Genomic DNA, 23,379 nt, shown 5'->3' on the forward strand with positions numbered 1-23,379 from the left:
CGTCATGCCAACTCATACAACCACGCCGCTGATCTCACTCGTCGTGCCGTTCTACAACGAGCAGGACGCGGTGGAACGCTTCTTCGCGGCGGTCGTGCCGGTGCTGGAATCGATCGACGGCACGCGCTTCGAGATCGTCTGCATCAACGATGGCAGCAGCGACGCGACGCTCGATCGGCTGATCGCGCAGAGCGGCCGCGACCGGCGCATCCGCGTGATCGACCTGACGCGCAACTTCGGCAAGGAAGCGGCGCTGACCGCCGGCATCGACGAAGCGTTCGGCGATGCGGTGATTCCGATCGACGCGGACCTGCAGGACCCGCCGAGCCTGATCCCGGTGATGGTCGAGCATTGGCTCGCGGGCGCCGAAGTGGTTGCGGCCAAACGCACGAACCGCCTGTGCGATACGTTCGCCAAACGCACGGCGGCCGCGCTCTACTATCGCGTGCACAACGCGCTGTCCGAAGTGAAGCTGCCGGAGAATGTCGGCGACTTCAGGCTGATCGATCGGCAGGTCGTCAACGCGCTGCGCAGCCTGCCGGAGCGCCGTCGCTTCATGAAAGGCCTGTTCGCGTGGGTCGGCTACCGCACCGTGATCGTCGAATACGAACGCGAGCCGCGCAGTGCCGGTCACTCGAAGTTCTCCGGCTGGCGGCTGTGGAACTTCGCCCTCGAAGGCATCACGAGCTTCAGCACGGTACCGTTGCGCAGCTGGACTTATATCGGACTGTCGATCGCGACACTCGCGTTCGTCTACGGCGGGTTCGTGATCGGCCGCACGCTGTGGTCGGGCAATCCGGTGCCCGGTTACGCGTCCACGATCTCGGTGATGCTGTTCATGGGCGGCATCGAGCTGATCGGCATCGGCGTGATCGGCGAATACGTCGGGCGCATTTACTACGAGTCGAAGGAACGGCCCGTTTATCTGGTGCGGCGTCGCTATCAGGCGAAGAGCAAGGTCAGCATGTTGCCGGGCGTGCGTCAGGATGCGCGCGCGGCGCACGTGGCGCGCGTCGAACTGACACGCAGGCGTGCCGCGCCGCGGTTTCGCGTAGTCGGCCACTGAAATCGGAGGAGTCCACCATGTCTCCCGATGCCTACCTCGAAATGGCCAAGACCGAAGCCGGGCACTGGTGGTTTCGCGCGCGGCGCGACGTGCTGCGCACGCTGCTCGAACGGCTCGCGTTACCGCGTCGCGCACGCGTGCTCGAAGTGGGCTCCGGCACCGGCGGCAACCTCGACATGCTGGCCGGCTTCGGCGCCGTCAGCGGCCTCGAGATGGACCCGACCGCTCGGGCGCTGAGCGCGCGCAAGACCGGCAACCAGTTCGACATCCGCGCGGGCCACTGCCCCGACGACGTGCCGTTCCACGGCGAACGCTTCGACCTGATCTGTTTCTTCGACTGCCTCGAACATATCGCCGACGACGCCGGCTCGCTCGCGCGCATGCGCGACCTGCTGACGCCGGGAGGCCGCATCATCGTGACGGTGCCGGCCGGACAAAGTCTCTGGAGTGCTCACGATGTTTTCCTCCACCACTACCGCCGCTATAGCCGCGGCTCGCTGATGCGCTGCGCGGTCGTGGCCGGCTACGAAGTCGAACGCATCAGCTATTTCAACACGCTGCTGTATCCGGTCGCGGTGGCCGCGCGCTGGGCCGACCGGCTGCTGCGTCGCAAACATTCGAGCGGCGACGCGATTCCGCCGTGGCTGCTCAACGCGGCGCTGTACCGCATCTTCAGCGCCGAGCGCCACTGGCTCGCGCATGCGCCGCTGCCTTATGGCGTATCGCTGTTCGCGATCCTGCGCAAGCGCGACAGAGGGTCGCGATGACGCCGGTCGAACGGGTCAGGCTGATGCGCTTTGGCGCGAGCGGCGTCATTGCGACCGGCCTGCATGTATGCATTGCGCTGACGCTGATCGCGGACGCCGGCATGTCGCCGCCGTGGGCCAACGCGATCGCGTTCACCTGGGCGACGGCGGCCTCTTATCTGTTGAACACGTTCTGGAGTTTTTCTGCGCTGCCTGCGTTGCTGAACGCTGGGCGGTTCGTGGTCGTGTCGCTGGGCGGCCTGACGTCGACCGCGCTCGTATCGCACCTGACGGAGCTTGCGGGCGGGCCGCCCGCGCTCGGTATCGCGCTCGTCGTGTGCGTGGTGCCGCCGCTCACGTTCGTCGCGCATCGGTGCTGGACGTATCGCTGAATACGAAGCACGCACAAGGCGACTCACGTCGCGCGCAACGCCTTCTGACACGCCGCGAGTACCGCGCCGGCCGCCAGCAGCAGCGCCGAATACACGAGCCCGCGCGCGAGCCCGGCGCCATCCGACACCCAGCCGATCACGACCGGCCCGACGATCTGCCCGAACGCGAACACGATCGTGAAGGCGCTGATGCCCTTCGCCCAGTGGCTCGCGGGGAGATTGTGGCGCACGAACGCGGTCGTCGACGCGACCGCCGACAGGAACGTCGCACCGAACAGCGCGCCCGAAACGAACGCGACCCACGGCTGCGTGAAGAGCGCGGGCAGCAGCGTCGCGATCGCCAGCAGCGCGTTGAGCAGGGCGAGCGCCTGGCCCCCGCGCATGCGATCGAGCAGCGTCGACCAGATCCGCGCCGACACCACGGTCGCCGCGCCGAGCAGTAGATAGAAACCGGTGACGACCGCCGCGCTCATGCCGGCGTTGCGCAGCAGCGCGACGATGAACGTCATGTAGCCGATATAGCCGACGCCGAACAGTCCGTAGCCCGCGAGCGCGGCCGCGAAGTGCGGCCAGCCCGGGGCAGGGGTGGCGCCGGCCGCATGCGCCGCAGCCGCCGCGCTCGTGTACGCGCGCTCGATTCTGCGCGACGCGCCGATCGCGACCGCGGCGAACAGCGCGCAGGCCGCCGCGAGCGCGAACCACGCGAATTGCCAGCCGTGGGCGGCATCAAGGATCGTCACCGGCACCAGCACCGACGACGCGACGATCCCCCAGCCGGTACCGCCGTAATACAGACCGAGCACGAGTCCCGCGTCGCGCGGTCGCGCCGACGCGAGCCGCGCCGCAAGCACGCCGCCGCCGATGAAGATCGCCGCGCTGCTCGCACCGGTGATCACGCGCAGCGTCAGCAGCGCATGCGTGGCGGCGGTGAGGCCGCTGCCGGCCATCAGCAGCGCGGTCAGCACGCAACCGGCCGCGAACAGCGCGCCGGCCGACCAGCGGCGCGCGAGGCGCGGAAACACGAGCGCGCCGAGCAGATAGCCGAGCGCGTTGGCGGTGTTCATCGCGCCGGCCTGCGCGAAGCTCCAGCCGAGGTCGAGTTTCATCGACGGCAACAGCAGCGCGTACGCGAAGCGCGCGAAGCCGAGCGCTGTCGCGCTGCCGAGCGATAGCGCGGCGGCCAGCAGCAGGGTCGGCACACGTTCGGCGGTGGTCGTTGATGGCGCGTGCGATGCGGTGTCGGCAGAACGGGAGGACATGGGCGGACGGACGTAAACGGGAACGCTGCGAGCCGATTCTAGCTGGAGCGACGACGAAAGTCGCGGAATGTGCGCGCCTTACCCGCCCGCCCCTTCCGGCTCATGCGGCGCGAGCCGCGCCTTTGCGTGGCGCATCTTTTCCAGCGTCTCGGGCCCGGCCTTCAGCGCGACGCCGATCGCGAGCGCATCCATGATGCACAGATGCACGAGCCGCGACACGCCCGGCGTGTTCGGATCGATCGGGCTCGCCACGCGCAGCAGCAGCGGAATATCGACGAGCCATGCGAGTCGCGAGCCGACGTTGGTCAGCGCGATCGTCGTCGCGCCGCGCTCCTTCGCGATCTGGATGCTTTCATTCACTTCGACGCTGCGCCCCGAATGCGAGATCGCAAACGCGACGTCGCCCGGCTCCATCAGACCCGCGTATAGACGCTGCAAATGACCATCGGTAAACGCGGCCGCCGCGATGTCGATGCGCAAAAAACGCAGCGCCGCGTCCTGCGCGACGAGCCCCGAGCCTGAGCCCACGCCGAAGAAAAACACGCGCCGGGCGCTCGAAAGCGCCGCGATCGCGCTTTCGAGCACGGCAGGATCGAGCGCGCCGCGCGCATGCGTGATGCCGTCGATCGCCGCTTCGCCGACCTTGTCCATCAAGGTCTGCACGTCGTCGTCGCGCGCGACCGCGGTCGATGCATACGGCAGCCCGCCCGCGACGCTCTGCGCGAGCTGCATCTTGAAGTCGCGCAGACCGTGCGCACCGATCGCGCGGCAAAAACGCGTGACGGAAGGCTCGGACACGTCGGCGCGCTGCGCGAGTTCGGTGATGCTCGCGCGCATCGCGAAGTCGACGTCGGCGAGCACCATGTCGGCGACCTTGCGCTCGGCGGGCCGCAGACTCGCGAGTGCGCTGCGGATGTGGGGAATCAAGTTCGGTGCGGACACCCGGTGTTCCTTAGGGGCTGTTTCATATGGATCCGCGTCGCTCGCAGCTTGTTCGGCTCAATCGGCCTGATCAAAGTTCAAGCCGCACGCGGTTCAGACCAGCCTGCGTCCACTCTCCGTATCGAACAGATGGATGTGTTCGGCCGGCAGACGCAGCGCGACACGCTGACCGGGCTCGATCTTCGAGCGCTCGCGCGTGGTCACGCACCACGAAGCGCCGCCTATTTTCCCGTACAAGTGCGTTTCGGCGCCAGTTGGCTCGATCACTTCGACGTCGAGCGCGGCATCCGGTATCTGCGTCGTGATCTCGACGTGCTCGGGCCGCACGCCGAGCGTGGCCTTCGCACCGACCACAGCCGACGCAGGCGTGCGTTCGAGCGCGACCTCGCTGCCGTCCGCGAGCTTCAACGCGAGGCCCGCACCCTGCGTGCGATTGACGATCACGCCCTCGGCGAAATTCATCGACGGCGAGCCGAGGAAGCTCGCGACGAACAGATTCGCCGGCCGGTCATAGAGTTCGAGCGGACGGCCGATCTGCTCGATACGTCCCGCGTTCATCACGACGATGCGATCGGCCATCGTCATCGCTTCGATCTGGTCGTGGGTGACGTAGATCACCGTGTTCTTCAAGCGCTGATGCAGGGCCTTGATTTCGGTGCGCATCTGCACGCGCAGCTTTGCGTCGAGATTCGACAGAGGTTCGTCGAACAGGAACAGCGACGGCTCGCGCACCACCGCGCGGCCCATCGCCACGCGTTGCCGCTGACCGCCCGACAGTGCGCGCGGCAAGCGGTCCAGATAGTCACTGAGGTTCAGCATCTTCGCGGCCGCATCGATGCGCGGCTTGAATTTCTCCGAGGATTCTTTGCGGATTCTCGGACCGAACGCGATGTTTTCATACACCGACAGATGCGGATACAGCGCGTAGCTCTGGAACACCATCGAGATGTTGCGCTGCTGCGGCGCGAGCGTATTCGCGCGCGTGCCGCCGATCATCAGATCGCCGCCGCTGATTTCCTCGAGCCCGGCCACCATCCGCATCAGCGTGCTCTTGCCGCAGCCCGACGGACCGACCAGCACGACGAACTCGCCGTCGTCGATGTCGAGATCGATGCCGTGCACGACCTGGGTGTCGCCATAGCGTTTGAAGATGCCGCTCAGTTGCACTGCTGCCATGCTGTCCTCATTGTCTTGCTGTGTGTTGTATTGCCGATGTTGTATTGCCGGTATCGTAGTGCACGCGCCGCGCGCAGCTCAGAACGACTCGAGCGTCAGCTCCTGCGCCATCAGGCGGTTGCCCGCCATCAAGCCGCCGTCGACCGGCAACGCGACGCCGGTGATCACGCGCGCTTGCGGCGATGCGAGGAACAGCACCGCATCGGCGATGTCGTCGGGCGTCGCGAAGTCGCGCAACGGGTACCACTTCTTCAGTTCCTCGAACACCTGCGGATTCTTCTCGACACGCGCCTGCCACGCCTGCGTCTTCACAGTGCCCGGACACACGATGTTCGCGCGAATGCCAAAGCGGCCCAGCTCGATCGCGAGCGCCTTCGTGTAGCTGATCAGGCCGGCCTTCGCGGCGCTATATGCCGGATGACCGAGCGCGGCGAGACCGTTCACCGAGCCGATCAGCACGAGCGCGCCGCGCTGCCGTTCGATCATCGACGCGCGCACCGCCTCCACCGTGTGATACGTGCCGTTCAGATTCAGATGGATGTCGCGCTGCCAGCTTGCGGCGTCGGTGGTCGCGAGCGACGCGCCGAGCGCCGCGCCCGCGTTCGCGACCAGTACGTCGACCGGTCCACGCTGCGCGACCGCCGCGGCCACCGCGTGCTGCACCGCAGCGGCGTCGCCGAGATCGACCGCGACCGGCACGACCTGGTCCGCGCCCTGTTGCGCGCCCCGTTGCGCGCCCCGTTGCGCGCCGAGTCGCGCGCTCAATGATTGGAGCGCGGTCGCGTCGATGTCGAGCGCGAGCACGGTGTCACCCGCCTCGACGAAGCGCTCGCATAACACGCTGCCGATACCGCCGCATGCGCCCGTTACCAATACGACACGATCCATGTGTTCCTCGCTCGTTGGCCTGGCCGTTTCGGCCGTCTTGCCGGCGCCGTCCGCCACCCGGCTCGCGCTACGCGCAACGCTGTAAATTTCCTACATATCCGGCTCGCGACGACTGCTGTCATCCCGAAGAGTGGGTTTCCAATCCCGTCGCGCAGTGCAGAATACCCCATGTTTTACAGTATCTTAGGCACAAAACAGCCCGAGAAAAAATATCGCAGACCCTACGTGACAAGCTATTTTGCGTCATGTAGGATTTTTTCAAACAATTTACCCAAGGCGGCCGGCGACGGCGGCAAACCACCCACAGGAGAGAGAAAAATGTCGTTGCATGCCCGTGCTTCCCTCGCGCTAGGCAAAGTCGCCGTGGCGCTCGCGTTTGCAGGTATCGCCGTCTCGGCCCATGCCGAGACGGTCCGCGTGACGGTCGCTCACTACAGCGACGCGACCGCGCCGTACTTCGAGAAAATGGCCCGCAACTTCGAGAAGGCCAACCCCGGCACGACCATCAAGATCGAAGACGTGAACTGGGACACGCTGCAACAGAAGCTGCAAACGGACATCTCCGGCGGCGCCAACGCGGACCTCGCGATCGTCGGCACGCGCTGGCTGCTCGACTTCGTGAAGGACGACGTCGCCGAGCCGCTCGACGGTTATATGGACGCGAACTTCAAGGCCCGCTTCATCGGTCCGTTCCTCGCGCCTGGCCAGATCAACGGCAAGACCTACGGCCTGCCGATCGCCGCTTCCGCGCGCGCGCTGTACTACAACAAGGATCTGCTCGCGAAGGTCGGCTACCCCGACGGCCCGAAGACCTGGAATGAAGTGATCGATGCATCGAAGAAGCTGAAGGCGCAAGGCATCGCCGGCTTCGGTCTGCAAGGCAAGGAAATCGAAACCGACGTCTACTTTTACTACGCGCTGTGGACGATGGGCGGCGACGTGGTCGGCAAGGACGGCAAGGCCGCGTTCAATTCGCCGGCGGGCGTGAAGGCCGCGACGATGTACAAGCAGATGATCGACCAGGGCCTCACGCAACCGGGCGTCACCGGCTATAGCCGCGAAGACGTGCAGAACCTGTTCAAGCAGGGCCGCGTCGCGATGGTGATCTCCGCGCCGTTCCTCGCCAAGCAGATCAAGAAGGAAGCGCCGAACCTGAAGTACGGCATCGATCCGCTGCCGATGGGCACGACGCACGCCACCTACGCGGTCACCGACTCGATCGTGATGTTCAAGAACTCGAAGGTAAAGAAGACCGCGTGGAAGTTCCTCGACTATCTGTTCACGAAGGAACCGCGCGTCGAGTTCACGACGACCGAAGGCTTCCTGCCGACCACGAAGGCCGAAGCGACCGACCCGGCGTTCAACGATCCGGACGTCAAGGCATTCATCGCGTTGCTGCCCACCGCTCACTTCGCGCCGACCGTGACCGGCTGGGAAGACACCGCGAAGGCCGTGACCGACGCGATGCAGGCGATCTACCTGAACAAGGCGCAACCGGCGGAAGCGTTGAATGCGGCCGCTGCGCAGGCGAACAAGTCGCTCGGTCACTGATACGCGGCTTTTGACAGTAACGAGACGAACAGGGGACGCGCGGCGCCGTAGCTCAAGCGCCGCGCGTTGCGCCGCGCCACTCCCACATTCGAGCCTATGCAGCACGATGCACCCTCCGGCCCATTCCGTCGTGCCCGCCGCCAGAGAGCGGGCGCGTCTTACGATCGAGCACGCATGAGCCGTTCCGTTTCTTCGCGCGCGCAGGCGCCCTGGTTGCTGATTGCGCCGAGCCTCGTGCTCGCGCTGTTCATCATCAGCTATCCGATTTTCAACATCGTGTGGCAATCGCTGCATGAGGTATCGCGCTTCGGCGCGATCCGCGACTTCACCGGCGCGCAGAACTTCGTCAACGTGTTTGAGGACCCGGTGTTTCTCGCTTCGGTACGCCGCACGATCATCTGGACCGTGTGCGTGGTGGGCGGCACGGTGCTGATCTCGGTACCTGTCGCACTGATTCTGAACCAGGAGTTTCACGGCCGCGGCGTGGCGCGCACGATCGTGATGCTGCCGTGGTCCGTCTCTTTGACGATGACCGCCGTCGTCTGGCGCTGGGCCTTCAACGACGACTACGGCATGGTCAATGTCACGCTGCAGCGGCTCGGCCTGATCGGCGGGCCGATTCACTGGCTCGCGACGCCCGAGTTCGCGTTCCCCGTCGAAATCGCGGTCGGCATTCTGGTGTCGATTCCGTTCACGGTGACGATTTTTCTTGGCGGCCTGTCTTCGGTGCCAAGCGATATCTACGAAGCCGCGCGTATCGACGGCGCGAGCGCCTGGCAGCAGTTCCGTCAATTGACGATGCCGCTGCTGCGCCCGTTCATCAACATGGCGATCCTGCTGAACGTGATCTACGTGTTCAACTCGTTTCCGATCATCTGGGTGATGACGCAAGGCGGCCCCGACAACAGCACGCACATCCTCGTCACCTACCTGTACGAACTCGGCTTCCGACTCGGACGTCCCGGCGAAGCGGCCGCCGTTTCGCTGATCATGCTCGTGATGCTGTTCGTGTTCTCGATCGCTTATCTACGTCTGCAACGCGCGAAAGAAGGAGTGCCATCATGAGTCTGAGCGCGAAAACGAAACGCTCGCTGTGGTGCTGGATCGCGCTGACGCCGCTCGTGATCGTCATCCTGTTTCCGTTCGCGGTGATGTTCTTCACCGCGGTCAAACCGGCCTCGGAGATCTTCGTCTATCCGGCGCGCTGGCTGCCGGTGCAGTGGCAGTGGCGCAATTTCATCGACATGTGGGACGCGGCCAACTTCGGCGTCGCGCTGCGCAACAGCACGATCATCAGTTTCCTGTCCACCGCGCTCGCACTCGCGGTGAGCCTGCCCGCCGCTTACGCGCTCGCGCGCTTCCCGTTTCGCGGACGCGGCCTGTATCGGCAGTTCCTGCTCGTCACGCAGATGCTGTCGCCGATCCTGCTGGTGGTCGGCCTATTCCGGCTCGCGGCGATGATTCCGTGGGGCGACGGTAACCTGGTCGATTCGAGGATCGGCGTGATCGTGTCGTACGCGGCGTTCAATATCGCGTTCGCGGTGTGGATGCTGTCGTCGTACTTTCAGACCGTGCCGCAGGATCTCGAGGAATCCGCGTGGCTCGAAGGCTGCAGCCGCGCGCGCGCGGTGTTCAAGGTGTTTCTGCCGCTCGCGGTGCCGGCGATCGTCGTGACCGCCATCTTCACGTTCATCAATGCGTGGAACGAGTTCGCGATCGTCTATACGCTGATCCGCTCGCCGGAAAACAAGACGCTGACCGTGCAGGTGACCGATATGGTCGCGGGCAAGTACGTGGTCGAATGGCATCTGGTGATGGCCGCGACCTTGTGCGCGACGTTGCCGGTTTCGATCGTGTTTGCGTGGTTGCAGCGTTATATGGTGAAGGGGCTCGCGCTCGGCGCGGTGAAGTGAGTGACTGCGCGGCGCGTGCCGCGCAGTGTTCGCTTGCGGGTCGCGCGTCAGTCGGTGCCGCGCACGATGCGCAGATCGCGTTCGACGCCATCGCCCAATGCGGCCAGCGCCTTCTTGTACTCCTCGCTTTCGTAAGCGGCGACGGCCGCCTCGTACGTCGGGAACTCGATTACGACCGTGCGCTCCTTGAGGCCCTGCTCGCGCGCCTCGTCCGCCACGCCTCGCACGAGGAACTTGCCGCCCGCCGCCGCCACCGCGGCCGGGGCCAGTTGCGCGTATGCGGCCAGTTTCTGCGGATCGTTCGTCTTGCGGTACGACGACACCCAATAACCTTTGCTCATTCGAATCTCCTTGTGTGATGGACCAACGCGGGACTAAAGCGGACCTAAGCAGTCGCGGTCTTACATAGTAGCAAAGCGGGCTGGCTCGCGATGCCGAGCGGTACCGCGCCGCCGCGCGCCGCGACCTGGACAGCATCTGCCACCACTAGCACATGATCGCGCATAACGGGAAGCGTCTCTTTCAGCATCGCCAAAACGATTTAGCCATTAAACGTTTTGTGCACTAGGCTTGCCTTTGCACACTTCAAGCGATGGACCAAAGGAGACAACGAATGAGCGAGCGATACGAGTCGTTTTGTGCATGCTGCGGCGGTCCCGACCACCGGGCGATGAGCCGACGGACTTTCATGAGCCTGCTTGCGGGTAGCGCCGCCGGACTCGCCATGCCGCCGGCGTTCGCCGCGGACACACCGGCCGTGCCCACGATTGCTTATGACTCGATTGCCAACCCCGTACGTTTGCCGAACGACAGGTACTTCGGCGAATGCTCGGGCGTCGCGCTCAATTCGCATGGCCATATCTTCGTGCTGTCGCGCGGCAACACCACCGGCCCCGCATATGGCGCGGCCGCCGCGCAACTGCTCGAGTTCGCGCCCGATGGACGCTTCGTGCGCGAGATCGGCCACAACCTGTATGCGTGGTCGTTCGCGCACACGGTGAAGGTGGACCGGCACGACAACATCTGGGTCACCGACAAGGGCTCGGACATGGTGATCAAGTTCACGCCGGACGGACGCGTCGCGATGGTGTTCGGCCGCAAGCAGGAAGCATCGGACGAGGAGACCGCGCCGCTCAAGCATCCGAATCCGCCGCTGCCCTCCGAACCCGGACGCTTTCGCCAGGTGACCGACGTCGCGTGGGACAAGGCGGGCAACACCTATATCAGCGACGGATACATCAACTCGCGCGTCGCGAAGGTCGATCGCGACGGCAACTGGCTGAAGTCATGGGGCGATCGCGGCACGGGACCGGGGCAGTTCCATACGCCGCATAGCATCGCGGTGGATGCGCACGACCACGTTTATGTGGCCGATCGCAGCAACCGGCGCATCCAGGTGTTCGATACCGAGGGCACGTTCCTGCGCCAGTTCACGATCGACGTACCGGTGCCGCCGGACGCGCGCCCCGCGATCGGCAACATGCCGAGCGAAGCGGACCTCGCGGCGGGCACGTTCGCGCCGGGCTCGCCTTGGGCGATCTGCATCTCGCCGGGACCGAATCAGGTGCTCTATAGCGCCGACGCGTTTCCGGGCCGCATCTACAAGATGACGCTCGACGGCAAAGTGCTCGGTGTGCTTGGAAAAGCGGGCAAACAGCCGAAGCAGTTCGGCTGGATTCACGAGATGGCGTGTCCTTCGGAAAACGTATTATTCGTTGCCGAGTTGCTGAACTGGCGTATTCAGAAACTGGTTCTGCATGCGTGATGGACGAGGGCCGCCGCGTTCGTCCGTGATGCGGACGCGGACCGGCCCTGTCGATGTCAAGCCGTCTCAGTCGTAACGACGATGCTTGTGATGGTGCTTGCCCGATTGGTGGCCGCGCGAGTAGTCGTTGGCATACGAGTTCGAGCGCGAGATGTTGCCGCCGAGCGCCGAACCCGCGCCGCCGCCGAGCGCGGCGCCGACCAGGCCGCCGGTGCGGCCGCCCATCGCGTTGCCGGCCGCGGTGCCCGCCCCGCCACCGAGCGCGCCGCCAATGATCGCGCCGGTACGTTCGCGACGATTCGACGTGACCGCGCCGCCCGCCCCGCCGCCCACCGCGCCGCCGATCACCGCGCCGGTGCTGCCGCCCACCGCGCCGCCGACTGCCGCGCCAGCGACGCCGCCGAGCGCGCCACCGAGCATGTTGTTCATATCACCGGCGAGTGCCGGCAACGACGCCGCGGCGCTCAATGCAGCCACGGCAACCATCTGGATGATTTTCTTCGACATATCGGGTCTTTGTTTTAGTGAGACGGCGCCGAGTATAGCGGGGCTTCGGAAAGGGCTTTGTAACCTCGACAGTCCGTGGCGGTAAGACGTGTAACAAAATGAATGGGGCGTTGTTTTTGCGGTGATCGTGAAAAAACAAGGGCCGCTCGTGATGAGCGGCCCCTGAAAATTGAATGCCGATCAGTGAATCAAATCTATCCTTCTACCCGCGCCGCTTCTTCTTCAATTCGATCGTCTCGAACAGATCGTATTCCGGTGTCGGCATCTGATCCGCGCCCGGCGCGTGGTAGTAGTTCATCGTGATCGTGGTGTCGCCGCCGGGCTGCCCCGGATCGTAGTCGAACACCGCGATGCCGTAGCCGGTGCCGGTGTCGCGTTGGGCGGACCAGATTGCGTCTTCGACCGCGTCGGCGCTCGCGCGCACGAACGTGCCCGCGGTCGTCGACGGCACCGGGCGATTCGGCTTCGTGAAGATGCGCGCCTGCGGCAGGCCTGTGCCAGCATCGACGCCATACACGTCGAGCGGCGCGCTCGTGCCGCCTCCGCCGAGAATCAGGTGGATCGTGCCGTGGCTCGTATCGAACGTCGATGCACCCGCCGATACCGCCGACATGATCGGCTTGGGCTGCAACGTATCGACCGGGTGCCCCGTCGCGATGTCGGTGCCCTTGTTGTGATTGCAACCGCGCACCGGATAGCTGCGCTCGTAGTCGTGATCGTGACCGCACAGCACGAGATCCACGCCATAGCGATCGAACAGCGGCAGCCACGCTTCGCGAATGCCCTTGTCGGAACCGTTGCCGGTCTTCGACGAGCTGAGTGCGTCCTGATGCATCTGCACGATGATCCAGTCCACGTCGTTATCGTGCGATGCATGCTGCAGCACTTTTTCGAGCCAGCGTGTCTGCTCGCCATTGCTATAGCCGCGTACGTACAGCGACGTGCCCGCCGGAATCGGCGGATTGCCGGTACTCGCGACCGGCGTCAGCGGCGCGGGCCCGGCGACGAAAGCGGCGGCATCCTGATAGACGACGTCGTCCGCATCGAGCGAAATGAACAGCACCGAGCCGACGCGGAAGCTGTACCAGCGGCCCGGAAATCGCGTGTGATTATCGGGCAGCACGTAGCGCGACAGATACGACGCAAGGCCCTGCTCGCCGTTGTTGAATTCGAGCTCGTGATTGCCGGGACACGGCATCCACGGCCGGTTCGACGCCGACGTCTGCGCGTTGTTGCCGAAGTCGCGCCACACCTCGGGCTGCTGCGTCGGATTCAGATTCGCATAGCAGAGGTCACCGTTGAGCAGATGGAAGAGCGGCTGAAAGCGCTCGACGGCCGCCACCGCGAAGCGGCTTTGCGGCGACGACAGCACCCATTTCGTATTCGGCGTCGCGAGATCGCCGTAGCTCGTCCAGCGAAACGGCGCGCGGCCGCGCGGCGCGGTACGAAAACTCGCGGTGAAGGGTTGCGCTGCATTGCCGTCGTTATCGGCCGTCACTTCGTACTGATAGCTCGTGTCGGCCTTCAACTCGCGCACGCGCGCGTGATAGTTGAATACGACCTCGCCGTTGATGCCGTCGGTGTAAGTACTTTGCACCGCGTGCACCGTATGTTTCGCGTGGTCCCCGTTATTGGCGCCGCTTATGCGCACCTGCGGATTGACCGCGGGCGCGAGCGACGACCACGACACGGTAATTTCGCTCGTCGGGTCGCTGCCCCAGGTCAGATGGATCTGTTCGGGCGTGCCATCGGGTGTGCCGCTATTGGCGCCGCGCGCGGTCGATGCGAGCGCGCCCGCCGCCGTCGCGAGACTCGATGCGCCGGCGAACTTCAGAAAGCCGCGACGCGAGACGATCGATGCGGCGTGCTCATCGGCAGGCGTTGTCTTGACGATTTTTCTGTTCGACATGTCCGGTATGGTTGTTCAGGTGGAAGAATGCCAGCGCAAAACAACGCCCCGCGGGGCGAGCGCGGACGGAAAGTGACGGACGATCGTAGCCGGACGGCGATGACAGCCCGATGAAACATCGGGCGAATAGCGGAAGGAGGGTTCGATATCGAAAGGTTTATAAAAACAAATTGCCGGTGCAGCGCGTGATTCGATCGCGCGCATGCAACCGGCAATCCGCTTGACGTCCGTTCAGGTCTGGGAGCTTGTATCGTCCGCGGCCTGAGCGTGGTCGGCGTCGTCCTGCTTCTCTTCTTCTCTCTTTTCCACCAGCGATTCCAGCTTTCCAGCGCCTTCGAAACCGGCGATAGCGGCCACGCCTTTGGTCAGCAGACCCGCTTGTGGATCGACTTTCTCAGCGGCTTCAACGGCGGCAACCGCACCGGCAATCTTGCCCACTTCGTCCAGAAGTCCCATGTCGTACTCCCACAAAAATAAGTGAAGCTGCATCGTCTCACGAACTTTATGGCATGTCGTCAAATGTTACATCGCTTAACGACGAAGCTTTCGGAGTGAAATTTGAACGGCTGCCTCACACGCGCGCGGGCGGCTGCGGATTGTTCCCGGGATTCGTGTCGTGCCTCGAAACGCGAAGAATACCGTTCGCGTCGATCAGCTTCGACAAGCCGGCCTCGAGAGCATCGGCGACGTCCTTGTCATACACTTCGTCGCCATTCACATGGAGCGTGAACGACTGCAGGTACTTCGCTTTCTTCTCCGGGTTCTCGATGGTTTGCCGTGTCCATTGATAAAGCGGGTAGTTCTCGATGCCCATTCTCTCCGCTTCGCTCACGTAGTCGGCGAATGCATCGAACTGGCATTTGAGCGTTGCGTGATGCGTCTGCAAAATGGCACGTAGCGCTGGATGCGCGGCGCACGAAGGGTCCGCGCGCAGCGAGTTGGCGAGTTCCATCGACGCGGTGATTCGCAGTTGAAATTGCAAGGGAGACGACATCACGACCTCGATCGCATCGGTAACGGATATCAAAAGTCCGCAGGCGCGGCCTTGTCGGCGACACGCGCGTCGAGCACCGCTTCGCACTGCTCGATTTCTTCGTTGCACATTGGCTTGCCGAGCAGATAACCCTGCGCATGGGTGCAACCGCAAACGCGCACGAAATTGAGCTGCTCCTGGGTTTCGATGCCCTCGGCCGTGGTCGGCATGCCGATCTCGCGCGCCAGCGCGACGATGCCGCGCACCACGGCCGCCGATTCGCGCCCATGCACGGACTCGCGGACGAACGAACTGTCGATCTTCAGCTTGTCGAAGGAGAAGCGCACGAGCGTGGACATCGTCGAAAAGCCGGTGCCGAAGTCGTCGAGCGCCCGCCCGATACCCAATGCGCGCAATCTGGTGATATTGCGGCGAGTCACTTCGTCGTCGTTCAGCAGTGCCGTTTCCGTGACCTCGAGATTGAGCCGCGTCGGCGGCAGCCTCGTTTTCCGAAGTATTGCCGTCACCGTCGATGCGAACGATTCCTCGCGCAATTGCACCGGCGATACATTGACCGCGACGATCACCTTGTCGCGCCACGCCGACGCCGCCATGCACGATTGCAGCAGCACCCATTCACCCAATGCGAGGATCAGGCCGGTGCGCTCGGCGGTCGGAATGAACGCGGACGGCGACAACTCGCCGCGCGTCGGATGGGCCCAGCGAATCAGCGCCTCGCGGCCCGCTACCGCGCCGGTATGCAGATCGATGATCGGCTGATACTCCATGCGCAAACCATTGAACGACTTCAGCGCGCCTTCGAGGTCGCTGCGCAGCAGGCTCAGGCTTTCGTCGGATACGTGCTTCTCGGCATCGAAAATCGCGAACGCGCTTTTGCCGCTGCGCTTGACGCCGTACAACGCGCGGTCCGCGCAGATCAGCAATTGCGGACCCGTTTTCGCATGTTCGGGATAGAGCGCGATGCCGACGCTCGCGCCGATATGCACGAGCGCTTCGCTCAACACGAACGGCCGCGCCAGCGTTCTGACGATGCGATCGGCCAGCACGCGCACGTCGCGAAGCTGCCCGGCGTCGTCCGAAATCGCGACGAACTCGTCGCCTGCCAGGCGGCCAACGTGGTCGCCGCTCGGCAGCAGATCGCACAAACGGGAGGCCGCTTCCTGCAGAATCTGGTCGCCGGCGGCATGACCGAGACTGTCGTTGATCGCCTTGAAGCCGTCGAGGTCGATCAGCAGCACCGCGAACGCCTCGCCCTGCCGCGTCGAACTCTCGCCGGTGCGTTCGATCAGCAGCTCGTTGATACGCGCGCGATTCGGCAAACCGGTCAGGCTATCCTGGCGCGCGAGGCGATGACTGTTTTCCCGTGCGAGCAGCAACGCAACGGTGTCGCGATTACTGCGCAGCGCGACCGTGAAGAAGCCGGCCGCGCAAAACGGAGCCTGAAATAGCAGCACGAGCTTGCCATTGCCCGGCGACATCGCCGCGCCGACACTCAGAAAGCTGAGAATAAAAACGATCTGCAATAACGCAAGCCGCGGCGTGCCCGCATTGCGTCCGGCCAATCCGCCGATCACACCGACCGCACAAACGTTTCCAAGCAGAAAAAGCGTGGGACTTCCGCTGATATTGCACAGGAATGTGCCAAACCCGAATAACGCGCTCCACAACAGACTCGCGAAAATAAACGCGGAAGTCGGCGTGGGCAGCCCAAGGGCTGCCCGCGTGCGGCATAACCAGATCAGCGTAAGCCGCGCGATCAGCAATGCGACGACCGCAATACCCCACGCGGCATATAGAGGAATCGGATAAAGATAATACGCGGTTGCGCAAACGCTGATTTCGCAAATCGACGCGAAAACGATCGATGCGGTTCGCGTGAACAGGTTGGCAAGCAGGATCTGCCGGTTGTCCGGACTCAGGTTCTGAGCCGAGGACGCGACCCACTTGAAAAATGGAGACCTTGGTTCGGTAAAAGCCATGACCTGCGCATTCGACGGTGGGTGGGTCCGAATCGGCATGCGAATGGACGGCTCGTGCAGCGATTACATAAACATAAAGTATCAGATTAATGCATGCAATGGCGTGAAATGACCGGCAGCCGTGGATCAAAAGCACTGCATGAGCGCGAATCCCAACTTGCTCGACGGAGTACGAGCGTTCGGATTACATGTTGTTGCGGCGCAACGGACCGCTCGATATAGCGCGGTTCCGAAGTTGCGGAACGGCAATAAAAAGAGGAAGAGCGTGGCTCTCCCTCTTTGATGATTGTCGCAGCCTCGGCTTCCCGAGTCGCGATCGCCGGCCTCGCTTAGTCGTACAGCACGGCTGCGATCTTCGGATCGTTCATGTTGGTCTTGTCGTACCAGTAAAAACCGGTGTCGATCTTCTTCGGCAGCTTCTCGCCGTGCAGCGCCTTGACCGCCGAGTCGACCGTGCATTTGCCGATACCGACCGGATTCTGCGTAATCGCGCCGGCCATCAAGCCCGACATGATGTTCTCCTTCTGCTCCTTGCCGGAGTCGAAGCCGATCAGCACGAGTTTCTTGCCCGATTCCTTGACGCCGATCGCCGCGCCTTCCGCGGAACCTTCGTTTGCACCGAAGATACCTTTCAGGTTCGGATTCGCCTGGATCATGGTCTTGGCGATTTCCGCGGACTTCAGGTGGTCGCCGGCGCCGTATTGCACGGACACGATCTTGATGTTCGGATGCTTCGACTTGATCTGATTGACGAAACCGTCGCGGCGATCGACACCGGTGCGGCTCGTCTGGTCGTGCACGATCACGCCGACTTCGCCGGAATTGCCGATCAGCGCGGCCATCTTGTCGGCGGCGAGCGCGGCGGCGGCGACGTTGTCCGTCGAGCAGGTCGTCAACGGAATATCGCTGTCGACGCCCGAGTCGAATGCAATCACCGGAATCTTGTCGTTCTGGGCGCGCTTGAGCAAGGGGATGGCCGCCTTACTGTCGAGCGCCGCGATGCCGAGCGCCTGCGGCTTCTTCGCGAGCGCGGCCGACAGCATGTCGATCTGCTTATCGACCATCGCTTCCGTTTCCGGTCCCTCGAACGTGATCCTGACGTTGTTCGCTTTCGCGGACTGCTCGGCGCCCGATTTGACGGCTTGCCAGAACTGATGCTGGAAGCCTTTCGAAATAAGCGGAATATACGGCTCGTCCGCATACGCGAGACTACTTCCGCCGACGAGCGCACCGACACCGACCACAATACCGATCAGTCTTCTCTTCAACATGGGGCCTCCTCCAATGGTTGGGCTATCAAGCCGCTATCGAGCTTTCGAGAAAGCCTTCACGTGCCCTCTCTCTCGTGCTCCTGCGTTCCCTGCTTATTTGCTGCTGCCTTGCTCCTGCGTCAACTTCTCCGGCTGCGCCGCAGGATGTCCGCATACACCGCCAGAATGATGATCAAACCGGTCACGACGATCTGCCACTCCTGCGCGACCGACATGATGCGCAGTCCGTTGGTCAGCACGCTCATGATGAAAGCGCCGATGATGGTGCCGAGTATCGTTCCCGAACCGCCGCTCAACGACGTGCCGCCGATCACGACCGCCGCGATCGCATCGAGCTCGTAGCCTTGACCGAGCGCCGGCTGCGCCGAATTGAGCCGCGACGCGATCAGCAGACCCGCGATGCCGCAGATAGCGCCGCCCACGCCGTAAATCGCGATCTTCCAGCGATCGACATTGACGCCCGAGAGCCGCACCGCTTCTTCATTGCTGCCGAGTGCGAACGTATAGCGGCCGAGCGCGGTGCGATTGAGCGTAATAGAACTGACGATCGCGAGAACGAACAGGATCAGTACCGCATTCGGAATCGGCACGCTCGGCAGGAAATAGCCGATCAGCGAATCCTGGGAAATACGGTAGAAGTTCTCGGTATCGGTGAAATAGATCGGCTTGTCCGCCGACACGACGAGTGAAAGACCTTTGAGCAGCATCATCATGCCGAGCGTCGCGATGAATGGCGGTATCTTCATTTTGGCGGTCAGCGTGCCCGATACCGTGCCGCATACCGCGCCCGTCGCGAGTGCCGCGAGCACGCCCATCCACATCGGCAGATGCCAGTACGTGAGAAACACTCCGCAAATCACGGCGGTAAATGTCATCAACGTACCGACCGACAGATCGATGCCGCCCGTAATGATCACGAACGTGGCGGCAATCGCCAGCACGCCGTTCACAGCTGTCGCCTGAAAAATGCCGAGGATGTTGTCCATCTGCATGAAGGACGGCGACGCGAAACTGAAGAACACCAGCAGCAGGATGAGGCTCGCGAACGCGAGCATCTTTTGCACGGCGGTCGGCGCGAAAATTCGCGCTTTCAGCCCGGAAGTGCGCCTTTCGTTGTCCAGCGCCGCGGCATTCGTTCGCAATGTCATGTCGTAGACCTCTTCAGGCTTGTACCGTTTTCGGGGTTTCGCGCAGCGTCGCGAGATGCATGATGCGCTCCTGCGTCGCTTCGCTGGCGGACAGCTCGCCGGTAATGCGGCCTTCGCACATCACGACGATGCGGTCGCTCATGCGCAGAACTTCCGGCAGCTCGGAGGAGATCATCACGATCGCCTTGCCTTGCGCCGCCAGCAAGCGCAGCAGCTTGTAGATTTCGCTTTTCGCGCCGACGTCGATGCCGCGCGTCGGTTCATCGAAGAACAGTACGTCGCAATCGCGCTCGAGCCATTTCGCGATCACGATCTTCTGTTGATTGCCGCCCGACAGGAGCCGCACCTGCTGCGTCGCCGAAGGCGTGCGAATCGCAAGCAGCTTGATGAAGTGCTGCGCTCTTTTGCGAATCTGCCCGCGGCGCAGAAACATATTGATTGACAGGAACTTGCCGAGATCGGCCATCACGATGTTCGATTCGACGTCCATTCCCGTAGCGAGACCGAAGCGCTTGCGATCTTCGGACAGGTAGCCGATGCCGCGCTTGACCGCATCACTGGGCCTCTTGATCGACGCCTTCACGCCTTTCACGAGTATCTCCCCCGATTCGACCGGATCGGCGCCGAACACCGCGCGCGCCACCTCCGTGCGGCCCGCCCCCATCAAGCCTGCGAAACCGAGTATTTCGCCCTTGCGCAATTCGAAACTGACGTCGCGCACGAGCGGACCTGCGACGAGATTTCTCACTTCGAGCGCGAGTTCGCCTTTCACCGGCACGCTCTCGACCGGCGTCACGTCGCCCAGCGTGCGTCCGACCATCATGCCGATGATCGTCTCGACGCCGGTGCCCTCGGTCGGCACGGTGGCCACATACTCACCGTCGCGCATCACGGTCACGCGATCGGTGATCTGCTTCAACTCGTCCATCTTGTGCGAGATATAGACGACGCCGACGCCGCGCTCTCTCAATTGACGGATGATCCGGAACAGCTCGGCGATCTCGGCATCGTTGAGCGCGGACGTGGGTTCGTCCATGATCAGCACGCGCGAATCGAAAGACAGTGCTTTCGCGATCTCGACCATCTGCTGACTCGCGACGGTCAACGTGCCGACCATCGTGCGCGGATCGAGTTTCACGTGCATGCGGGCGAGGATCTCGCTTGCCTGTGCATTCAGTTTGTCTTCATCGAGAAAGAGACCCAGACCCTTGCGCGGCTCACGGCCGATAAAGATGTTCTGCGCGATGCTCAGATGATTCATCAGTTGCAGTTCCTGATGAATGATGCCGATGCCGACAGCTTGCGCGTCGCGCGGACCTTGAAAATCGACCGGCTTGCCGTCGAAGAGAATCTCGCCGGAATCGCGCGTATAGACGCCGGCGAGAATTTTCATCAGCGTCGACTTGCCCGCGCCGTTCTCGCCCATCAGCGCATGGACCTCGCCGGCCATGAGTTCGAACCGGACGTCATGAAGCGCTCTTACGCCCGGAAAGCTCTTGCAAAGATTGCTGACGGAAATGAGTGGGTTCATGTGCTGATCTGTTGACGGCTGCCTATATCACCAACGTTTTTACGGTGGAGCTTTTTACGGCTTGAACAACGGCTTTCATTCCAGCTTTCATTCAGGGCGCGAACAGGTCGGGCCGCTCTTTTGCGGACCGGTGCAATTCGGCGACGACCTGGTCGAGATGATCGTGCATCGCTTTCGCGGCCGCATCGCCGTCGCCGGCGCAAAGGGCCTTGAAGATGCTCTCGTGCTCTTCCAGCGTATGCGTGAGCCGTTCTGGACTCGCGAGCAATTGTCTCGCGCGGTCCAGCGCATTGCGCGACACCGCGACGATCTCCTTCACGCGCGGCAGCTTCACCGCGTCGAGCAGGATTTCATGGAAAGCCAGATCGAGCGCGTGAAACGCCAGACGTTCGCCACTTCCAGCCAGACTGCGCTGCTGATCGAGATTGCGTGCCAATGCGTCGAGCGTCGCCGTGTCGTGCATCAGCGCGACCCCACGCACCGTCTCGACTTCCAGTGCGCTGCGGATGAACAGATGCTGGCGGATGTCGTCCAGCGCGATCGGTTTGACGCGCGTGCCGCGTTGCGGCAAAACCTCGACGAGACCCGCATGCGCAAGCCTCGCCAACGCGGATGACACCGGAAAGCGCGACACCCCCATCCGTTTGCACACGGCCATCTTGTCGATCATCATGCCGGGTTCCAACGCCAACGTAACGATCGCTTCTCGCAACGCCGCCTCGACCGCGTCGGTCAAGCTGCCGCGCTCGCCGCCGCCGACTTTTTGCAGTGCGACATACGGGTCCCCGGCGGCATTCTCAAGTTCGGTCGAGGAATTCACGAAGGCCTTGATTTCGAGAAGACATGCTAGCATGCTAGAAAGTGAATGCCGTGTTGTCAACGCGTACAAATTCCTGGAAATACCTGGGGATGCCTGGTATCTGGCAACTCCGGGCTTACCCGTATGCGCAGCAGGAACGCGCACACAGAGAACGTGCGCACGAAACCGATCCGTCTGCGTCCGCAGACGACAAGCCGATAGCCACAGCCCCGGAGGGTGCGCAGATGACAACGATCACAAGGCTGTCCGTTCGGGACATCCGGTTCCCCACCTCACGTTCGCTGGACGGCTCCGACGCGATGAATGCCGCGCCGGACTACTCCGCCACTTACGTCACGCTCGAAACCGACACGCCGAATCTCACCGGCCACGGCCTCACGTTCACGATTGGCCGCGGCAATGAAATCTGCGTGACCGCCGTGAATGCACTCACGCCGTTGATCGTCGGCAAGAAGCTCGAAGATATTGCCGCGAATATGGGCCCTTTCTGGCGCGCATTTACTTCGGATAGCCAACTGCGCTGGATCGGCCCGGACAAAGGTGCGATTCATCTTGCCACCGCGGCGGTCGTCAACGCGGTGTGGGACCTGTGGGCGAAATCCGTCGGCAAGCCGGTCTGGAAGCTGCTGGTCGACATGAGCCCGGAAGAACTCGTGCGCTGCCTCGACTTTCGCTACGTGACTGACGCACTCACGCCGCACGAAGCGCTCGCGATGCTGCATCGTCATGCGAAGACCAAGGGCGAGCGTGAAAAGGAAATGCTCGCGCACGGCTATCCGGCCTATACGACATCGGCGGGCTGGCTCGGTTACGACGACGACAAGATTCGCCGTCTCACGCGCGAAGGCGTCGCGCAGGGATGGACGCATTTCAAGCAGAAGGTCGGCGGCGATCTGGAGGAAGACGTACGGCGCGCGCGCATTCTGCGCGAAGAGATCGGCGAGAACCGGAAGCTGATGATGGACGCGAACCAGGTGTGGGACGTCGATGAGGCGATCGCGAACATGCGCCGTCTCGCCGAGTTCGACCCGTGGTGGATCGAGGAGCCCACGAGTCCCGACGACATCCTCGGTCATGCGGCGATTCGCCGGCGGCTCGGTTCGATTGGCGTCGCAACCGGCGAGCATTGCCACAATCGCGTGATGTTCAAGCAACTGCTGCAGGCGCAAGCCATCGACTTCTGCCAGATCGACAGTTGCCGGCTCGGCGGACTCAACGAAGTGATCGTCGTACTGCTGATGGCCGCGAAGTTCGGTGTGCCGGTGTGCCCGCATGCGGGTGGCGTCGGCTTGTGCGAGTACGTGCAGCATATTTCGCTGTTCGACTATATCTGCGTGTCGGCGTCGCTCGAGAATCGCGTGCTCGAATACGTCGATCATTTGCACGAGCATTTTGTGGATCCCGTCGCGATCCGCAACGGGCACTATATGCCGCCGCAAAGGGCCGGGTATAGCATCGAGATGCTGGAAGGGACGCTGGACAGGTACTGGTATCCGGAAGGAGAAGCGTGGCAGGAATGATG

At 63.1% G+C, this 23,379-nt stretch carries 22 protein-coding genes; 8 read left to right on the forward strand and 14 right to left on the reverse strand.

Features of this window, described 5'->3' with window-relative positions; genetic code table 11:
- Window positions 1–4 precede the first annotated feature (4 nt).
- From OKW30_RS36480 to OKW30_RS36490, 3 genes are read left to right on the forward strand one after another with little or no spacing between them, the layout of a single operon-like run.
- Window positions 5–1,066: a glycosyltransferase family 2 protein gene (locus tag OKW30_RS36480; protein WP_429349016.1), complete on the forward strand. Its 1,062-nt coding sequence runs from the start codon at window positions 5–7 to the stop codon at window positions 1,064–1,066.
- 17 nt (window positions 1,067–1,083) lie between these two features.
- Window positions 1,084–1,833 (forward strand): class I SAM-dependent methyltransferase, encoded by a 750-nt coding sequence (locus OKW30_RS36485; protein WP_429349017.1) that lies wholly within the window; start codon window positions 1,084–1,086, stop codon window positions 1,831–1,833.
- Window positions 1,830–2,204 (forward strand): GtrA family protein, encoded by a 375-nt coding sequence (locus OKW30_RS36490; protein ID WP_429349018.1) that lies wholly within the window; start codon window positions 1,830–1,832, stop codon window positions 2,202–2,204. Before OKW30_RS36485 ends, OKW30_RS36490 begins: the two co-directional genes overlap by 4 nt.
- Window positions 2,205–2,227: 23 nt before the next feature.
- Here the strand turns inward: OKW30_RS36490 and OKW30_RS36495 are convergent, their stop codons facing one another.
- From OKW30_RS36495 to OKW30_RS36510, 4 genes are all read right to left on the reverse strand, one after another.
- Window positions 2,228–3,463 (reverse strand): YbfB/YjiJ family MFS transporter, encoded by a 1,236-nt coding sequence (locus tag OKW30_RS36495; protein ID WP_429349019.1) that lies wholly within the window; start codon window positions 3,461–3,463, stop codon window positions 2,228–2,230.
- A gap of 78 nt (window positions 3,464–3,541) precedes the next feature.
- On the reverse strand, window positions 3,542–4,405 hold the full coding sequence (locus OKW30_RS36500; RefSeq protein WP_429349020.1) for a MurR/RpiR family transcriptional regulator: 864 nt from the start codon (window positions 4,403–4,405) through the stop codon (window positions 3,542–3,544).
- 93 nt (window positions 4,406–4,498) lie between these two features.
- Window positions 4,499–5,581, reverse strand: coding sequence for an ABC transporter ATP-binding protein (locus tag OKW30_RS36505; RefSeq protein WP_184072779.1), 1,083 nt, complete (start codon window positions 5,579–5,581; stop codon window positions 4,499–4,501).
- A gap of 78 nt (window positions 5,582–5,659) precedes the next feature.
- A complete protein-coding gene (locus tag OKW30_RS36510; protein ID WP_429349021.1) occupies window positions 5,660–6,469 on the reverse strand; it encodes an SDR family oxidoreductase in 810 nt (269 codons plus the stop codon).
- Between the two features lie 318 nt (window positions 6,470–6,787).
- On the opposite strand from OKW30_RS36510, the gene OKW30_RS36515 reads away from it, so the two are divergent.
- From OKW30_RS36515 to OKW30_RS36525, 3 genes are all read left to right on the forward strand, one after another.
- Window positions 6,788–8,020 carry an ABC transporter substrate-binding protein gene (locus OKW30_RS36515; RefSeq protein ID WP_184024371.1) on the forward strand — a complete coding sequence of 411 codons (1,233 nt, stop codon included), beginning with the start codon at window positions 6,788–6,790 and terminating at the stop codon, window positions 8,018–8,020.
- A 174-nt stretch (window positions 8,021–8,194) separates the two neighbouring features.
- Window positions 8,195–9,085, forward strand: coding sequence for a carbohydrate ABC transporter permease (locus tag OKW30_RS36520; protein ID WP_429349022.1), 891 nt, complete (start codon window positions 8,195–8,197; stop codon window positions 9,083–9,085).
- Window positions 9,082–9,933: a carbohydrate ABC transporter permease gene (locus OKW30_RS36525; protein ID WP_184072773.1), complete on the forward strand. Its 852-nt coding sequence runs from the start codon at window positions 9,082–9,084 to the stop codon at window positions 9,931–9,933. The genes OKW30_RS36520 and OKW30_RS36525 overlap by 4 nt, the downstream gene beginning before the upstream one ends.
- A gap of 47 nt (window positions 9,934–9,980) precedes the next feature.
- Here the strand turns inward: OKW30_RS36525 and OKW30_RS36530 are convergent, their stop codons facing one another.
- Window positions 9,981–10,274 carry a DUF1330 domain-containing protein gene (locus OKW30_RS36530; protein WP_018423759.1) on the reverse strand — a complete coding sequence of 98 codons (294 nt, stop codon included), beginning with the start codon at window positions 10,272–10,274 and terminating at the stop codon, window positions 9,981–9,983.
- Window positions 10,275–10,546: 272 nt separating this feature from the next.
- Here OKW30_RS36530 and OKW30_RS36535 point away from each other — a divergent pair, with 272 nt between their 5' ends.
- Window positions 10,547–11,698: a peptidyl-alpha-hydroxyglycine alpha-amidating lyase family protein gene (locus OKW30_RS36535; protein ID WP_429349023.1), complete on the forward strand. Its 1,152-nt coding sequence runs from the start codon at window positions 10,547–10,549 to the stop codon at window positions 11,696–11,698.
- 66 nt (window positions 11,699–11,764) lie between these two features.
- On the opposite strand, the gene OKW30_RS36540 is transcribed toward OKW30_RS36535, so the two are convergent.
- The 9 genes from OKW30_RS36540 to OKW30_RS36580 all read right to left on the reverse strand — a co-directional run bounded on the left by OKW30_RS36540 (window position 11,765) and on the right by OKW30_RS36580 (window position 21,890).
- A complete protein-coding gene (locus OKW30_RS36540) occupies window positions 11,765–12,205 on the reverse strand; it encodes a hypothetical protein (RefSeq protein ID WP_090807646.1) in 441 nt (146 codons plus the stop codon).
- A gap of 202 nt (window positions 12,206–12,407) precedes the next feature.
- Complete coding sequence (locus tag OKW30_RS36545; RefSeq protein WP_429349024.1) at window positions 12,408–14,114, reverse strand: fibronectin type III domain-containing protein; 1,707 nt, start codon at window positions 14,112–14,114, stop codon at window positions 12,408–12,410.
- Window positions 14,115–14,345: 231 nt separating this feature from the next.
- Window positions 14,346–14,570 carry a hypothetical protein gene (locus tag OKW30_RS36550; protein ID WP_429349025.1) on the reverse strand — a complete coding sequence of 75 codons (225 nt, stop codon included), beginning with the start codon at window positions 14,568–14,570 and terminating at the stop codon, window positions 14,346–14,348.
- A gap of 115 nt (window positions 14,571–14,685) precedes the next feature.
- Window positions 14,686–15,108 carry a hypothetical protein gene (locus OKW30_RS36555; protein ID WP_429349026.1) on the reverse strand — a complete coding sequence of 141 codons (423 nt, stop codon included), beginning with the start codon at window positions 15,106–15,108 and terminating at the stop codon, window positions 14,686–14,688.
- 29 nt (window positions 15,109–15,137) lie between these two features.
- The gene (locus tag OKW30_RS36560) at window positions 15,138–17,087 is read right to left on the reverse strand and encodes a putative bifunctional diguanylate cyclase/phosphodiesterase (protein ID WP_429349027.1); all 1,950 of its coding nucleotides are present in this window, start codon (window positions 17,085–17,087) and stop codon (window positions 15,138–15,140) included.
- A gap of 329 nt (window positions 17,088–17,416) precedes the next feature.
- Window positions 17,417–18,358, reverse strand: a complete 942-nt coding sequence (locus OKW30_RS36565; protein ID WP_184072762.1) for an ABC transporter substrate-binding protein — start codon at window positions 18,356–18,358, stop codon at window positions 17,417–17,419.
- A 119-nt stretch (window positions 18,359–18,477) separates the two neighbouring features.
- A complete protein-coding gene (locus tag OKW30_RS36570; RefSeq protein ID WP_429349028.1) occupies window positions 18,478–19,506 on the reverse strand; it encodes an ABC transporter permease in 1,029 nt (342 codons plus the stop codon).
- 13 nt (window positions 19,507–19,519) lie between these two features.
- The gene (locus OKW30_RS36575; RefSeq protein ID WP_429349029.1) at window positions 19,520–21,037 is read right to left on the reverse strand and encodes a sugar ABC transporter ATP-binding protein; all 1,518 of its coding nucleotides are present in this window, start codon (window positions 21,035–21,037) and stop codon (window positions 19,520–19,522) included.
- A gap of 91 nt (window positions 21,038–21,128) precedes the next feature.
- The gene (locus tag OKW30_RS36580; protein WP_187627180.1) at window positions 21,129–21,890 is read right to left on the reverse strand and encodes a GntR family transcriptional regulator; all 762 of its coding nucleotides are present in this window, start codon (window positions 21,888–21,890) and stop codon (window positions 21,129–21,131) included.
- A gap of 191 nt (window positions 21,891–22,081) precedes the next feature.
- Between OKW30_RS36580 and OKW30_RS36585 the strand changes: the two genes are divergently transcribed.
- Window positions 22,082–23,377: an L-fuconate dehydratase gene (locus tag OKW30_RS36585; protein ID WP_429349030.1), complete on the forward strand. Its 1,296-nt coding sequence runs from the start codon at window positions 22,082–22,084 to the stop codon at window positions 23,375–23,377.
- The last annotated feature ends 2 nt before the right edge of the window (window positions 23,378–23,379 follow it).

Source organism: Paraburkholderia sp. Clong3 (assembly GCF_050436485.1).
GTDB classification, from domain to species: Bacteria; Pseudomonadota; Gammaproteobacteria; order Burkholderiales; family Burkholderiaceae; genus Paraburkholderia; species Paraburkholderia tuberum.

What these genes read in the sequence shown, in the direction of transcription:
- OKW30_RS36480 (WP_429349016.1), top strand. Translation starts at nt 5, where the DNA reads ATGCCAACTCATACAACCACGCCGCTGATCTCACTCGTCGTGCCGTTC.
- OKW30_RS36485 (WP_429349017.1), top strand. Translation starts at nt 1,084, where the DNA reads ATGTCTCCCGATGCCTACCTCGAAATGGCCAAGACCGAAGCCGGGCAC.
- OKW30_RS36490 (WP_429349018.1), top strand. Translation starts at nt 1,830, where the DNA reads ATGACGCCGGTCGAACGGGTCAGGCTGATGCGCTTTGGCGCGAGCGGC.
- OKW30_RS36495 (WP_429349019.1), bottom strand. Translation starts at nt 3,463, where the DNA reads ATGTCCTCCCGTTCTGCCGACACCGCATCGCACGCGCCATCAACGACC.
- OKW30_RS36505 (WP_184072779.1), bottom strand. Translation starts at nt 5,581, where the DNA reads ATGGCAGCAGTGCAACTGAGCGGCATCTTCAAACGCTATGGCGACACC.
- OKW30_RS36510 (WP_429349021.1), bottom strand. Translation starts at nt 6,469, where the DNA reads ATGGATCGTGTCGTATTGGTAACGGGCGCATGCGGCGGTATCGGCAGC.
- OKW30_RS36515 (WP_184024371.1), top strand. Translation starts at nt 6,788, where the DNA reads ATGTCGTTGCATGCCCGTGCTTCCCTCGCGCTAGGCAAAGTCGCCGTG.
- OKW30_RS36520 (WP_429349022.1), top strand. Translation starts at nt 8,195, where the DNA reads ATGAGCCGTTCCGTTTCTTCGCGCGCGCAGGCGCCCTGGTTGCTGATT.
- OKW30_RS36525 (WP_184072773.1), top strand. Translation starts at nt 9,082, where the DNA reads ATGAGTCTGAGCGCGAAAACGAAACGCTCGCTGTGGTGCTGGATCGCG.
- OKW30_RS36530 (WP_018423759.1), bottom strand. Translation starts at nt 10,274, where the DNA reads ATGAGCAAAGGTTATTGGGTGTCGTCGTACCGCAAGACGAACGATCCG.
- OKW30_RS36535 (WP_429349023.1), top strand. Translation starts at nt 10,547, where the DNA reads ATGAGCGAGCGATACGAGTCGTTTTGTGCATGCTGCGGCGGTCCCGAC.
- OKW30_RS36540 (WP_090807646.1), bottom strand. Translation starts at nt 12,205, where the DNA reads ATGTCGAAGAAAATCATCCAGATGGTTGCCGTGGCTGCATTGAGCGCC.
- OKW30_RS36545 (WP_429349024.1), bottom strand. Translation starts at nt 14,114, where the DNA reads ATGTCGAACAGAAAAATCGTCAAGACAACGCCTGCCGATGAGCACGCC.
- OKW30_RS36550 (WP_429349025.1), bottom strand. Translation starts at nt 14,570, where the DNA reads ATGGGACTTCTGGACGAAGTGGGCAAGATTGCCGGTGCGGTTGCCGCC.
- OKW30_RS36555 (WP_429349026.1), bottom strand. Translation starts at nt 15,108, where the DNA reads ATGTCGTCTCCCTTGCAATTTCAACTGCGAATCACCGCGTCGATGGAA.
- OKW30_RS36560 (WP_429349027.1), bottom strand. Translation starts at nt 17,087, where the DNA reads ATGGCTTTTACCGAACCAAGGTCTCCATTTTTCAAGTGGGTCGCGTCC.
- OKW30_RS36565 (WP_184072762.1), bottom strand. Translation starts at nt 18,358, where the DNA reads ATGTTGAAGAGAAGACTGATCGGTATTGTGGTCGGTGTCGGTGCGCTC.
- OKW30_RS36570 (WP_429349028.1), bottom strand. Translation starts at nt 19,506, where the DNA reads ATGACATTGCGAACGAATGCCGCGGCGCTGGACAACGAAAGGCGCACT.
- OKW30_RS36575 (WP_429349029.1), bottom strand. Translation starts at nt 21,037, where the DNA reads ATGAACCCACTCATTTCCGTCAGCAATCTTTGCAAGAGCTTTCCGGGC.
- OKW30_RS36580 (WP_187627180.1), bottom strand. Translation starts at nt 21,890, where the DNA reads ATGCTAGCATGTCTTCTCGAAATCAAGGCCTTCGTGAATTCCTCGACC.
- OKW30_RS36585 (WP_429349030.1), top strand. Translation starts at nt 22,082, where the DNA reads ATGACAACGATCACAAGGCTGTCCGTTCGGGACATCCGGTTCCCCACC.